The organism is Pararhizobium sp. IMCC21322 (assembly GCF_030758295.1).
Taxonomy (GTDB): domain Bacteria; phylum Pseudomonadota; class Alphaproteobacteria; order Rhizobiales.
On record NZ_CP132335.1, the window covers coordinates 570,162 to 582,725 of the forward strand.

General features: G+C 51.1%; 9 protein-coding genes. 7 read left to right on the forward strand and 2 right to left on the reverse strand.

All coding sequences use genetic code 11. The features are described 5' to 3' along the window. Window positions 1-25: 25 nt before the first annotated feature. Window positions 26-214, reverse strand: coding sequence for a hypothetical protein (locus tag RAL91_RS02865; protein WP_306259540.1), 189 nt, complete (start codon window positions 212-214; stop codon window positions 26-28). A gap of 239 nt (window positions 215-453) precedes the next feature. Here RAL91_RS02865 and RAL91_RS02870 point away from each other — a divergent pair, with 239 nt between their 5' ends. The 7 genes from RAL91_RS02870 to RAL91_RS02900 all read left to right on the forward strand — a co-directional run bounded on the left by RAL91_RS02870 (window position 454) and on the right by RAL91_RS02900 (window position 10,802). After that, window positions 454-3,204, forward strand: coding sequence for a DNA methyltransferase (locus RAL91_RS02870; RefSeq protein WP_306259542.1), 2,751 nt, complete (start codon window positions 454-456; stop codon window positions 3,202-3,204). After that, complete coding sequence (locus RAL91_RS02875; protein ID WP_306259544.1) at window positions 3,201-3,773, forward strand: hypothetical protein; 573 nt, start codon at window positions 3,201-3,203, stop codon at window positions 3,771-3,773. The genes RAL91_RS02870 and RAL91_RS02875 overlap by 4 nt, the downstream gene beginning before the upstream one ends. 81 nt (window positions 3,774-3,854) lie before the next feature. Next, complete coding sequence (locus RAL91_RS02880; RefSeq protein WP_306259546.1) at window positions 3,855-4,730, forward strand: hypothetical protein; 876 nt, start codon at window positions 3,855-3,857, stop codon at window positions 4,728-4,730. Continuing rightward, window positions 4,723-6,786 carry a DEAD/DEAH box helicase gene (locus RAL91_RS02885; protein WP_306259548.1) on the forward strand — a complete coding sequence of 688 codons (2,064 nt, stop codon included), beginning with the start codon at window positions 4,723-4,725 and terminating at the stop codon, window positions 6,784-6,786. The genes RAL91_RS02880 and RAL91_RS02885 overlap by 8 nt, the downstream gene beginning before the upstream one ends. Then, window positions 6,779-7,987, forward strand: coding sequence for a GIY-YIG nuclease family protein (locus tag RAL91_RS02890; RefSeq protein ID WP_306259550.1), 1,209 nt, complete (start codon window positions 6,779-6,781; stop codon window positions 7,985-7,987). The genes RAL91_RS02885 and RAL91_RS02890 overlap by 8 nt, the downstream gene beginning before the upstream one ends. Next, window positions 7,984-8,520: a hypothetical protein gene (locus RAL91_RS02895; protein ID WP_306259552.1), complete on the forward strand. Its 537-nt coding sequence runs from the start codon at window positions 7,984-7,986 to the stop codon at window positions 8,518-8,520. The genes RAL91_RS02890 and RAL91_RS02895 overlap by 4 nt, the downstream gene beginning before the upstream one ends. A 146-nt stretch (window positions 8,521-8,666) precedes the next feature. Further along, a complete protein-coding gene (locus tag RAL91_RS02900; RefSeq protein WP_306259554.1) occupies window positions 8,667-10,802 on the forward strand; it encodes a DUF262 domain-containing protein in 2,136 nt (711 codons plus the stop codon). Window positions 10,803-11,065: 263 nt separating this feature from the next. On the opposite strand, the gene RAL91_RS02905 is transcribed toward RAL91_RS02900, so the two are convergent. After that, a complete protein-coding gene (locus RAL91_RS02905; protein ID WP_306259556.1) occupies window positions 11,066-12,199 on the reverse strand; it encodes a lactonase family protein in 1,134 nt (377 codons plus the stop codon). Window positions 12,200-12,564 lie beyond the last annotated feature (365 nt).

Consider the following 12,564-nt stretch of genomic DNA (forward strand, 5'->3'; position numbering starts at 1 on the left):
GCGCTCTACCTCTCAGTTTCCAAACCTATATCGTGCGATGCGGTTTGGACAGGAATGCTTCAAGCGGACCGTTTTCATTTTCAAGCCAGGCTTCAAAATCCGAGCCAGACCCTGATTTTTCCCAGACTTCGCGATATGAGACACCACGATATTGCCTGTTGTTTGCAAACAGGCATTTGTCGGACCTGCGCTGATCATGATCGCCACGATGCATTTTCAGAACCGGTTTTTTTAAGGGGTTGCTTGAACAATGGCTGGCTCCGCTCCCAAAAAATGTTTCTGGCCACTATAGTAAATAGCAAATTTGCAATCTACAACTTTGGATATAAGGACTCATATTTTCCCTGATTGCTAGATTTCTCCGCAATTGCAGTCTTTTGAGATAAGAAGGCAATAGAGCTGTCTGGACTTTCTTTCTGTGATCTGAAAACGCTTGTAAAATGGGGATGAGCTTTGAACGCCGTTGAAATTGAAGAAGCCATATCGGGACTCGCCGAGCTGCCATTCGATGCTCAGGAGTTCCCGTTTGCCTTCTTGCAAGCCTTTGGAAACAAACCCACAACGCTCAAGCGACTTCGTTCAGGGACTTCGAACAAATCCGACCTGGACGGCGTTCTTCAAACCAACAATATTCACATCCTGGTCTGTGCTGAAGGCGAAGTCACGCAAACTCTGGCCGCTTTGAAAGCCAGTCCTGCCACGACGAAAGCCAAGGCCAAATTTATCTTGGCCACCGATGGCATCTACCTTGAAGCCGAAGACCTGACAACTGGCGAAACAATTGCCTGCGCCTACACAGGCTTTCCGGATCATTTTGGTTTTTTCCTGCCCCTGGCAGGGATCAGTACGGTCAGGCAAATCCGTGAGAGCGCCTTTGACATCAAGGCGACTGGACGTCTCAACCGGCTCTATGTTGAGCTTTTGAAAGACAACTCCGAATGGGGCACAACCGCGCGCCGCCACGACATGAACCACTTCATGGCGCGCCTGATCTTTTGCTTCTTTGCCGAAGATACCGAGATCTTTAAGAACGACGATCAGTTCACCGGCACGATCGAACGGATGAGCGAGAAGGACAGCTCCAACACTCATGACGTGATCAGCGAGCTCTTCCGCGCCATGAACACCAGGAAGCAGGATCACACCGCGGCAGGTATTGCCCGTTGGGCGAGTGTCTTTCCTTACGTGAATGGAGGACTGTTTTCTGGCAATATGGATGTGCCGCGTTTCAGCAAGATCGCCCGTTCTTACCTTTTGCACATCGGCAGCCTCGACTGGACGAAGATCAACCCGGATATCTTTGGCTCGATGATCCAGGCTGTGGCGGATGATGAAGAGCGCGGCGCGCTTGGCATGCACTACACATCCGTGCCGAACATCTTGAAGGTGCTCAATCCACTCTTTCTTGATGATCTGCGCGAGAAACTGGAAGAGGCAGGGGACAACCACCGCAAACTTTTGAATTTGCGCAACCGCATGGCTAAGATCAGGGTGTTCGATCCAGCCTGCGGATCGGGCAATTTTCTTGTCATCGCCTATAAGGAAATGCGGGCGATCGAGGCTGAGATCAACAAGCAGCGGGACGAGGCGGATCGGCGCACAGAAATCCCGATTACCAATTATCGAGGGATCGAGCTGCGCGACTTTCCTGCCGAGATCGCGCGGTTGGCGCTGATCATTGCTGAGTATCAGTGCGACGTGACCTATCGCGGCCAGAAGGAAGCCTTGGCAGAATTCCTGCCGCTTGATGCCATGAACTGGATCACCTGCGGTAACTCTCTTCGGCTAGACTGGCTGAGCATCTGTCCACCAACCGGAACAGGCGTGAAGTATCAGGCGGACGATCTGTTTCACTCACCGCTCGAACAGGCTCAGATCGACTTCGAGAACAAAGGGGGGGAGACATATATTTGTGGCAACCCACCATTTGCGGGTCAAAAAAAGAAAACAAAAGAACAACGTGATGACATGGCGCTAGTAATGCCATCTGCAGTAACGAAATATGGGGAACTTGATTACGTTGCCCCGTTTTTTGTCAAAGTCAGTCAGTACTTGAAGCACACTAAAGGTGCGGCAGCGTTGGTATCCACAAACTCTATTGTTCAGGGTCGCCAAGTTCCGGCTTTGTGGCCATCTCTGTTACGGGGGGGGTTGGAAATAACATTCGGGCATCGGTCGTTTATTTGGAAAAACAGCGCTACTAAAAACGCATCGGTTTACTGCGTGGTTGTCGGGCTTGGTTTCAATTGGCAGAGAACCAAGTATCTCTATGAGGGTGGCGAACGAAAAGAAGTTGTTTCAATCAGCGGTTACCTAACGCCAGGAACCACTGTGGGAATCAAGAAAAGGAAGACGCCCCTCTCAAAAGACCTTCAACTAATGAAATCCGGAAACATGCCTTTGGATAATGGAAATCTCCTGCTGTCGGTGAGGGAGCGAAAACAGCTATTGGACGAGTTTCCTGCCTCAAAGAAATTTATTCGGCCCGTTGTTGGAGCAAAAGAGATCAACCAAGGTCTGCAAAGGTACTGCCTGTGGATTGACGACCAAGAGATTGATGAAGCAAAGGCAATACCACCGATTTTGAAGCGTTTGCATGAGTGTAAAAAGTTTAGGGAGACATCAAGCGCACCAGAGTTAGCGAGTACGCCTCACGCATTTCGGGACCGGCATAGGCAAGCCAAAAACGTCATACTTCTTCCAAATCTGTCGTCTGAGCGCAGACGGTTTAGGGTTCCAATTGTCGGGTCGAGTGACGTTATCGCAACGAATCTTGCATTGGCAATTTATGATGGAATGTTGTTTCAGGTTTCAATTCTGGCCAGTCGAATGCATCATTTGTGGGTTGAAGCGGTTTGCGGAAAGTTTAAGCAAGACTTCCGCTATTCAAATGATCTTGGTTGGCACACATTTCCAATTCCAACACTCATCGATTCACAGAAAGCTGCGCTGACTAAGTGCGCTGACGATCTTCTGTTGGTACGAGAGCAATCATTTCCTGCGTGCTTAAACGATCTCTACAACTCCTCAGATGTTGAAGATCGAATGCCAAACAATCTTCGCGCCGCACATGAGCGCAACGACGAGACGATTGAGCGCATCTATATTGGCCGCCGCTTCCGCAATGACACGGAGCGGCTGGAAAAGCTTTTCGCGCTTTATACGAAGATGACGAAAAAAATACCGGAGGCGCTGAGAGAATGATGACGCCACTTGAAGTGCTTGAAGCTCCAGAAGATCAGGTTTGGTTGACTGGAGCATTTGGTTTCACGCCCAGTGACTGGGGCTACCTCAGTTTCACTGATAAGGGGCGGCGAGATTACGTACTCAAAGAAACTCAGCCGGGTTTCCTTGCTGTGATCTACGGATCAACCAATAAGTTGGTTCGTCAGACAGAACGGCGGAAAATCCTTGGAATCGTCCAGTGCAGCCACGTAGCTGGCATTGCATCCGACTATTTGTCGCGAGAAGGGCATGCACGTTGGGAAGAAATCCGAACGAGTCCCAACAGCTGGAAGTTCGCTATTCAGCTGCTACGTGCGTGGAAGGTCTGTGAGGAAAGCCGGCCGTACGTGAAGGATTTTGCAACAGACACATATCGTCCGGAAAAAGGCCGGTCCATCAGCAGGTATTCTGCGAAACTCACAGCGCATGAAGCCCAGAAGCTACGCGACCTTGAAATTATAGAAATTGATGTATTCAATATTAGACCGCGATTTCAATCTGGTGTCGGGCAAGCGAAGGACATATTTGCGAGACCTTACGACTATTAGAAACCTATCAGCAGTCCATACACCAGCGAGAAGTTCTTTTTGAACTCTATACCAAGATGACGACAAAAGTTCGAGGGACGAGTGCCTGAGTTTAACAACATGACATTGGTGGCAGCGGCTGAGATGCTGGGCTATAGCAACTCCCAATCCGACTTGGATTTGTTGGAACTTGAATGGGGCATTCAGGGAAAATGTAGAAGTTCCTCAAAATCGGCGAGGTTAGCTGATTTGGCGCGTCTTGCTATTGAGGAGAATGTTGATGTTCCAACAATTAATGGACGGCTTCCTTTAGCAAATGCCATTTTGAAAATATCAATAGAAAGCTCGATCGACCTAAGAAAACGTGGCGCACAAACTTGGGTGAAGTTGGTCGCTGGGCTTAGAATGGACGGCTATGAAGTCGTGGAGACCCCCACACTGACAGGCGGTGAGGACATCTTTGGTGAACCAGAGCGGGTTTTTGTTTCGGAACTACGCCGCATGCACCCCGAGATCGCGCCAGAACTAAATTTCAGGGAGGCCGAAAGTGAAATTGAGGGTCTTCTCGATCGGCATGGTTTTCAGATCGCCAAGGGGCATCTTAGCCAGGCTGTCGCTAATTTTACTCAGGGCAATTGGTCCTCCGCAAACGCTATGATCAGAGATTTTTATCAAGAATTACTGGACAAAATTGCCGAGTATTTTGGTTGTGATTCCTATGTCAGTGATGATGCAAAAAGGCAATACTTGGCAACGGATCAATCGGGTCCGTTTCTGTACAACGAATACAATGAGTGGGAGAATGATCGAGGCCGACCTTCCTATGTTTTGGGGCTGTGGGCGAGACTGCATCCACATGGAAGCCATCCTGGGCTTTCAGATGAAGAAGATTGTGCTTTTCGGTTTCAAATTATTTTGATCACAACTCGGCTATTTTTAAGACGTTTCGACAAAAGAGTAAGTATGCGAAATGAATAAGCAAGTTCCCTCAGTCTCCGTCACCTACGCTCAAACAGGCGCTTCCACCCAATCGAATGAGCTTGGTATGCGGGCGATGCAGGAGCGTGCTTATGAGAAGCGGGGTGAGCAATATCTTCTGATCAAGTCACCACCTGCTTCAGGCAAAAGCCGTGCGCTGATGTTCATTGCGCTCGACAAGCTGCACAATCAGGGCCTCAAACAGGCGCTAGTGGTGGTGCCGGAAAAGTCCATTGGGGCGAGCTTCAATGATGAACCATTGAGCACCTTCGGCTTTTGGACAGACTGGAGGGTCGCGCCCAAATGGAACTTGTGCAACTCGCCTGGGACAGATGGCGGCAAGGTCAAATCGGTCACGGCATTCCTGGAGAGCGATGACCGGATTCTTGTCTGTACCCACGCCACCTTCCGCTTTGCCGTGGAAAAGCTTGGGGTGGAAGCGTTTGACGATCGGCTGATCGCTGTGGACGAATTCCATCACGTTTCAGCAAGTGAAGACAGTATCTTGGGCAAGCAGCTCAATGACTTTATAGCGCGCGACCGCGTGCATGTCGTTGCGATGACCGGCAGCTATTTTCGCGGCGATGCGGTCCCGATCCTGTTGCCCGGGAACGAGGCCAAGTTCGATACCATCACCTACACTTATTACGAGCAGTTGAACGGCTATAAATACCTGAAAACGCTCGACATCGGCTATTTCTTCTATTCTGGCTCATACGCCAATGATATCCTGAAGGTGCTCGATCCGAGCGAGAAGACGATTATTCATATTCCTTCTGTCAATTCACGAGAGAGCACCAAGGACAAACACAAAGAGGTCGAGCACATCATTGAGGCTCTGGGTGACTGGCAGGGATCAGACTCCGAGACTGGATTTCAACTTGTGAAGACGCCTGAAGGAAAAATTCTGAAGATCGCTGATCTGGTGGATGATGAGGCGGCGAAGCGCGACAAGGTATCAACGGCGCTGAAAGACTCCGCGCAGAAGAACAACCGCGATCATGTGGACATCATCATCGCCCTGGGCATGGCCAAGGAGGGCTTTGATTGGATTTGGTGCGAGCATGCGCTGACTGTCGGTTATCGGGCCAGCCTGACCGAGATTGTTCAAATCATTGGCCGTGCAACCCGCGATGCCAAGGGCAAATCACGTGCCCGTTTCACCAATCTGATCGCTGAACCTGATGCTGCTGAAACGGCGGTCACTGAAGCCGTGAATGATACGCTGAAGGCAATCGCCGCCAGCTTGCTGATGGAGCAGGTGCTTGCCCCGCGTTTTAACTTTCTACCCAAAACGCCGCAGAGCGGACCGGTGGACGGGTTTGACTATGGGGAGGGTGGCTACGATCCCAATAAGACAAATCTGGGCTTCAATGACAAGGACGGTCAGTTTCAGATCGAGATCAAGGGGCTGGCAGAACCGAAAAGCAAGGAAGCCAAGCGCATTTGTCAGGAGGACTTGACGGATGTGATCACGGCCTTTGTGCAGGACAAGCCGACGCTTGAGCGTGGGCTGTTCGATGGCGATCATGCAGGTGGTGAAACACTGCCTGAAGAACTGACTCAGGTGCGTATGGGCAAGATCGTCGGGGCAAAGTTCCCCAAGCTTGATGCTGAGGATCAGGAGGCTGTAAGGCAGCACGCGGTCGCGGCACTGAACCTGACGCAAAAGGCGAAGGAGATTGCGCTGTCATCTTCACAGGACCAGCAGACCAGCGGCAATACCGCGCTGATCGACGGTGTGCGAAAGTTTGCATTGGATGTGCGCGAACTCGACATCGATCTGATTGACCGCATCAATCCCTTTGGTGAAGCTTATGCGATCCTGGCAAAGACCATGAGTGAAGAAAGCCTCAAACAGATTGGGGCGATAATCTCTGCGAAGAAGGTACAACTCTCGCCCGATGAGGCGCGAGATCTGGCGCGGCGTGCGGTAAAATTCAAACAGGAGCGTGGACGTTTGCCTGACATTACATCCTCTGACGCCTGGGAAAAGAAGATGGCTGAAGGCGTAGCCTATCTGGCACGCATGAAGCAGGAAGCCGACAGTGCCTAAGGCGTTTACCCCAGACGATGACGCGCTGCTGGCTGAACTTGGTGTTGAGGTTGAGACCAGGAAGCTTGTCAGCCGTACCCCGCGCGAGGAGCGCATTATTGCCGGTTTCGAAGAGATACAGCGCTTCACCGGGGAACACGGGCGCGCGCCGCAACACGGTGAAGACCAGGATATCTTTGAACGCCTTTACGCCGTTCGTCTGGATCGCATCCGCGAATTTCAGGAATGCCGTGAGCTGGTGGAACCGCTTGATCATCAAAAACTTCTGGCGGGATCAAGACAGGCAATGGCGACGGACACCGATGAGCTCGACGATGATGCGCTTCTGGCTGAACTTGGAATCGAGGTCGAAGCTTCCCCGATCACAGAGCTGAAGCACGTCCGATCGACCGCTGAAAAGAAGGCTGTCGAAGATATTGCCAACCGCGAGAGATGCGAGAACTTCGACACCTTCAAACCGCTCTTCGAGCAGGTGCAGAAGGAGCTGAATAGCGGTTTGCGTGAAACGCGTAACATAAGAAAAGATGCAGGCTTTCTGAAAACTGACATCAAGCAGGGCGAGTCTTTTATCCTCAGTGGCCAGACGCTTTACATTGCTTCGGTGGGGGAGCCAATCCGTGCACCCAATGGTGAGTTTGATGCGAGGTTGCGTGTCATTTATTCCAATGGAACAGAAAGCAATATTCTGCTGAGGTCACTTCAAAGAGCACTTTATAAAGATGAAACGAGCCGGATCATCACTGATCCAGGCAGCGCCGGTCCCCTGTTTTCTGATCAAGCCATCGATGGCGACGAGGCGAGCGGAACGATCTACGTGCTGCGCAGCAAGTCCGATCACTCGCTTGTCACTGAAAACCGCGATCTGGTTCACAAGATCGGGGTGAGCAATATGAGCGTGGAAAAACGCATCGCAGGGGCGCAGCTACAGCCGACGTTCCTTATGGCTAATGTCGAAATTGTTGCGACCTATGAGCTCTACAATATTAACCGCACAAAGCTGGAAAATCTGATCCATCGCATCTTCGAGCCTGCACGCCTTGAGATCGAGATCATGGATCGTTTTGGGCGACCGGTAACACCACGTGAGTGGTTTCTCGTACCGCTCTTTGTGATTGATGAAGCGGTCGAGCGGATCAAGGACGGGACGATTTCTGGATATCGCTACGACGCCGACAGCGCAACTTTGCTGCGACGTGGATGATGGCCAACTTTGAAATTGATCCAACCACCTGGTTGGCTGACAGAGTTCCGCGTTTCCATGAGCTACCGGACGGCGAGAAGAAGGCTATCGGCGACTTCTGTCTTCTATGGGGGCTGTTCGAAGGGCGATGCCTTGATGAGAGGGCTAGCATTTCTAAGATCGAGCGGTTCGTTAGCGTTATCGCGCCCGCATTGGAACAAGATAGGCGGTTTCTGGATAGCACTCTCAGATACTTTCAGGACCGCTACGTTGCACCGGGCGACGACTTCACGGACCGCTTCGAGCAACTGCAATTTGGAAATGGTGACAGGCGACGAGATGTTGAGGCTGTGCTTATAGGTCACCAAACAGACAAGCAGGCCGTTCTGGTAGCGTTGCTGATAATAGTCTACCGGTTCCGGAACAACCTCTTCCATGGTCAAAAGTGGCAGTACGAACTTAGCGAACAACTCGACAACTTTTCGACAGCGAACCGACTACTCATGAAAGCCATGGATCTCAGCGGGATCTTTCAAGAGACAGGAGAATCGTAAGTGATTTTTGCACGCTGCAATTGCTTATTGTCGAATGGGTAGATCAAGCCTTCGGACCGCTTTAATTTGATCCGATGCATTGCTATCAATGACTGCAACATCATGGGTCAAAAATACTGGCAGTATCAAATTACTGGAGAATTAATATGAAGATTTCAATGATCTTGGATAAAGTTGATGAAAACCAGCTTTTTGTACCTGCTTTTCAGCGGGAGTACGTATGGAAGCGGGAAGATGCCAAGCTCCTGATGGATTCCTTGATCAAGGGATACCCAACTGGGACCATGCTGACTTGGGAGACCAACAATCCACCCGAGTTAAAAGGTGGGCATGTCTACGATGAGCGACAGGGAGCGGTCCGCATACTGCTCGACGGCCAACAGCGTGTCACAACCCTATACATGCTAGTGAAGGGGGAGCTCCCACCCTATTACACTCTCGAAGAAATTGCTAATGATACACGGGGTTTATACGTCCATGTAGAAACGCTAGAGCTTGAGTACTACTCGAAGATTCGTATGGAAAACGAACCGCGTTGGGTCGACATCACCGACGTATTCAACAAGAAGATAAAATCTTGGAACCTAATCAAGAATCTGGAAGCTCGAGGCGAAGGTTTAACGGGTGATCAGGTAGACCTCATACAAGAAAACTTTGCGCTCGTTCTATCAATTCTTGACCGCGATTTCCCGGAGCAAACCGTGCCGGTGAAAGCAACCATTCGCGAAGCGATTGACATCTTTTACAAGGTCAACGCTGGAGGGGTTGCGTTAACAGATGCCGAATTGGCCCTCGCCCAGATTTCCGGCTACTGGCCGCAGGCACGTGAGAGATTCAAAGCAAAGTTGGATAAGCTCGAGCAGGATGGCTTTTCCTTTAAGCTCGATTTTGTAGTCTACGTGTTGCTCGGTGTCCTCCACCATAATGGCTCGGACATGCGCAAGCTGCACGCCGACAATAACGACGATGCGCTTCGGGCTGCGTGGGAGAAGCTCGACAACCAGGTCTTGGATTATGCAGCTAACTTGTTGCGATCCTTTGCATATGTTGACCATACCTATGAGATCAACTCGATCTATGCACTCGTTCCGATTATTGTCCATTGCTACGATCGCGACTGCGACCTCTCACAGACAGAGGTGCTAAAGATCGTCAAATGGTTTTACTATTCGCAAGTTCGGCGTCGATACGTGAGCCAATTGCCGCAAAAACTCGACTATGACCTGAAAATCGTGGCTGAGAACTCTTCGCCGTTCGATCGGTTGCTGGACGTCATCCGCGAAGAGCGCGGTGGCAATATTTCCATCGCTGCCGATGAGTTTGAAGGCCGGGCAATTCAGCATCCGCTGTTTTCTTTGATGCGGTGGCATCTCAAGAGCCGCGGTGCGAAATGTCTCACCACAGGCGTGAAAATTCAAAAACCGATGGGTGACAAGTATCAGCTCGAAAACGATCACATCTTCCCATATTCGCGTTTGAAGGCGGCGGGATACGGAATGGATAACAGAATTAAGTATTCCCTCGCTCAGGAGCTAACGAACCGCGCCATCCTGACCCAAGTCGCAAATCGTACAAAAGGCGCGGTTCTTGCGAATGACTATCTCTCGGATGTGCAAGGCCGGTTTCCGAATGCACTTAAGTTGCAACTTATCCCAGAAGATCACGAACTCTGGGAGATCGAGAATTATGAACTCTTTCTAAAAACGCGCCGAAAAATTCTGGCAGACAGCCTGAATACCTGGCTGGAGGGTATCGTCGAAACGATTTCTATGGATGGAAAAGTCACCCTCGAAGACTTGATTGCTGACGGAGAGAATGAAGACCTAGAGTTCAAGGAAACTTTCCGTTGGGATGTGCGACAGGAGACAGTGAACAAAGACCTTGAGAATGTGATACTCAAGACCATCGCGGCGTTCTCCAACGCGTTGGGTGGTCGACTTCTGATTGGCGTTACCGACGACGGTGAAGTCGTTGGATTGGAAAGGGACTACAAGTCCCTCGGAGGCGGCGGCAAGGACAAGTTCGAACTTCACTTGACCAACCTTGTTCAAAGTTCGTTTGGCCAGTCATTTGCGGCTACCAAGGTTACAGTGACCTTCCCGGAAGTTTCAGGCGTCGAGCTCTGTAGCGTCGAGATCAGACCGGCGAACAAAGCCACCTACCTCCGGGTCTCGATGAAGGGCGGACCAGCCCAAGAGCGCTTCTATGTAAGAAGTGGTAACTCGTCTCCGGAGTTGCCACTTAGTGAGGCGAAAGCCTACATTGATGAGCGATTTGTTTGATGCGCGTACCTCCCCAGCTTGCTAGTAAAGCTGGGGAGCAAGCCATGGTGCATTATTTTCGAGATCCCAACGCAGGTCACAAATAGTCTGACGCTTAGAAAAATTTAGATTGCACTGACATTTGTTGGTACTATTGTTGGTATTTTTGGATTTACATTTCAATAAGTTATTTAATTACTGATGTTTAGGTCTAAAGTTCGATTCCGGGAGGGGCACCACTTTCCAATCCAAAATCATCCCAAGACATCCGATCCGCATTCGGATCAAATGACTGCAACGTCGGCGGCACAGGGGGCGTACTGGGTGTGTGCCAGCTCAAGCGCACCGGTACTCGAATCAATTTGGAAACATTCAACGCAGTCAGCGTCCTGGCTCGCGACAAGCAGGTACTTGCCACTCGGGTCCAGCGTGAGGTTTCGAGCATTTGAGTTTGCCGCAAGCGCATGTCGACTGGAAAATGTCAGCCTGCCATCGTCAGCGTCCACGGTGAACACGGCGATGCTCTGGTCGACCCGGCAGATGTAGTAATAGTGTGCTCCACTGGCCGAAAGACAACCTTCGGCTCCCCAGAAATCTGCCATGCCGAAATTCTCCAGATGGCCGCGCCCAGCAAAGCTTTTCGGATAGCAGCCGATGGACTGTATAGGAACTAGTCCCTTTTCGTCGTCAACAGCGCATACGACGACGGTGCCATCAAGCTCGCAATTCACATAGGCCACCCGCAATGAGCGGTGGAAGTTGATGCCGCGCGGGCCGCACCCCGGTGCCAGCGCCACGTCTCCCTGCGGCGACAACGCGCCCGTCGCCGGGTCAAGCATGTATTGGTGCACCTTGTCCGTGCCCAAATCCATTGCATAGACCCGGTTCGATCGGGGGTCGCCGTGTATGCCGTGTGGGTGAGGCATCGACTGACGCACGGGATCGGGTCCCGCGCCGCTGTGGTCGGGCGCCGCTGTGACTGCGCCGATCATTCCGGTCTCGGGGTCAAACGGCAGCACCGAGATGCCACCCTCCCAATATCTGGTCACTAGTAGAAACCGCCCGGTGCGGTCAAAGGCTGCACATGTGTTGCCCCGCCCGCTGGTTGACTGGGTGCAGATATTCTCCAGCGAACCATAAGGCTGTATCCGATACGACGTCACAAATCCGAGACCAGCTGGCGTCCCTGTGTGGTGGGAAAGCTCATGTGTGGCAACAAGAAAGCGCCGGTTGGGGTGAATCTCCAGCCAGGTAGGTGAATCCTGCTTCGCAACTTTGCCGGTTGGGGACAGTGAGCCATCTGCACTGTTGAATGAAAAGGAGAGGACTCCTTCGCCGGGATTCTTTGAGCCGACCCATCCAAGCTGCCCAGGCGCAAATCCTGAATAGCATCCAACGAAAGCGTAGTGCTGCGACATTTGACATATCCTCAGTTGAAACGGTTCATCTGGTCGACTTCATTATGCGGGGCGCTTGCGGTGTTGCAAGCGCATGACTTGGAGATCGTCAGGAACTTCCTTCCATCGAATGAGCGGAAGCACCATGGGCGATGACAGGAAACAGGTACGCGCAAGCAAGCGTCTTCTCTAAAAGGGTGGAGTGTAAGTGGGTCTGTGTTCAAAGCTGCTTGTCGGTTTCGACCAAGTGCATGAATATAGGGGTATCATTGGGGGTAAATACAAAAATCTCATATAAATAACTGCATTAAATCAGATTTTTATGTGCCAAATATGAGTGCGGGGGCGCACCATCAGAGCGTCCAGAAAACCCCTCAGAAATTAGA